This window comes from Parafrankia soli (assembly GCF_001854695.1).
Classification (GTDB): Bacteria; Actinomycetota; Actinomycetes; order Frankiales; family Frankiaceae; genus Parafrankia; species Parafrankia soli.
In genome coordinates this window covers 1-1,416 of sequence record NZ_MAXA01000171.1, presented here as the reverse complement: position 1 = coordinate 1,416, position 1,416 = coordinate 1, and the positions used below count along the sequence as shown (strand labels likewise).

2 protein-coding genes are annotated in these 1,416 nt (G+C 67.3%); both read right to left on the bottom strand.

Going from position 1 to position 1,416, the window contains the following annotated elements; genetic code table 11:
• Positions 1 to 368 (bottom strand): transposase family protein (locus tag BBK14_RS37000; RefSeq protein WP_275078485.1); only part of this gene is annotated, 368 nt, incomplete at its 3' end.
• A 201-nt stretch (positions 369 to 569) separates the two neighbouring features.
• Positions 570 to 1,238, bottom strand: coding sequence for a class I SAM-dependent methyltransferase family protein (locus tag BBK14_RS14480; protein WP_071062849.1), 669 nt, complete (start codon positions 1,236 to 1,238; stop codon positions 570 to 572).
• Positions 1,239 to 1,416: the final 178 nt, after the last annotated feature.

Sequence of the window (1,416 nt, the reverse complement as noted above, 5' to 3'; positions counted from 1 at the left end):
CACCACGCGTCATACAACCGTGCTACCAGCCGAAGCACCCGGACGAAGGACGAACACCCCGATTGTGATCCGGACTCAGAACAGGCCCTAGCCGCCGGCGTGTATCGGCAGTGCGGGGAGGTCAGCCCCTCGACCTGCTCGGTGAACGTCACAGCCGGACAGTCCGCCGCCAGGCAGAGGAACCGGCRGACCAGCAGCTCGAGCACCACCTGCGCGCCACCGACCGCGGTGTCTACCAACCTGCGTCGGTACCGGCCATGAACCCGCTGGGAAAACACGCCGCAGCGCGGACACGCCGCGCCAGCGGCCTTGGCGTGGGCCGACAGCCGTAGTCGATCTCCGAACCGCTCGACGCGGTCTATGATCACCTTCGCCAGGTGTGGGAACAGAACTTCAAGGTCAGACAGGCACCGGCCACATGATCACAGTTATCCGTGTGTGGTCTGTCATGGACCAGCCCGCTACATGACCGTCGACAGATCCCTCTGGCGGTCATCGCGAGTGTGCGCGATGGTGGGGATACTGTGATCGTTGGCGGCCGGCGCGTCATCGATGTGGACGCGTGCTTCCTACCGGTGGGCGTCGTCGCCGTCCCCGACGAAGTCGAACAGCCGAATGTCCGGCCGGTACGGCAACGGCGGTCCAACCAGCCGGTGCGTTCCGACACCGATCAGAAAGCCGTCCTCGACGTCGAACCCGACCTGTTCGAATCCCGCGTCGGCGAACCAGGAGCGAACAGCGGGAGTGAGATCGGGTGACCGGCGATGACGGGTCCAGATCACGGTCGCGGTGGGCCGGCACAGCCGGGGCAGCTGCTCGACGGTGTGTCGCACGTCGACGTCGCTGAGATTTCCGAACACTCCGCAGACCAGAGCGAGGTTCACCGGGGTGACGCCCTCGTACACGCCGGAGTCCGAAGCGTCGCCGACCACGACCTCCACGCCGTCCAGTCCGGCCGAACGCGCCGCGTGCTCGGCGTCGGCGGCAAGCTCGGGGTCGAGTTCGACCAGCCGGGCCCGCACGTCGTCGCGACGTGCATGGTCGGCCAGCACGCCGAGCAGGTCACGGCCCTGGCCGGCGCACATGCTCAGCACGCGGATCTCCCCCGCTGGCTGACTGTCCAGCGCCTGCCGGATGCGCCGCTGGACGAGAGCGAGGCGCCGGTGCAGGGACGACCCCGCGACGTCGTACTGCCGGTGCCAGCCGACCCAATGACGCTCCGGAGTGAAGCGATCCATGAGGCCCGACCATAGCCGGGGAGTCGGGCGCGCGGGGCCCGCCGACCGAATCCGACCACGTGATCGTCGACAGAACCAAACTCGGATCTGGCGCTGATCTTGTGATCGAACTGGCCCGGTAATGATCGACTGTTGCGGGCGGGCTGCGATCATCGGGCTGGTGTGAGCTCCTTGACCT

Bases quoted from the DNA above. Each gene is read 5' to 3' on its own strand.
- BBK14_RS14480 (WP_071062849.1), bottom strand. From the start codon at position 1,238: ATGGATCGCTTCACTCCGGAGCGTCATTGGGTCGGCTGGCACCGGCAG.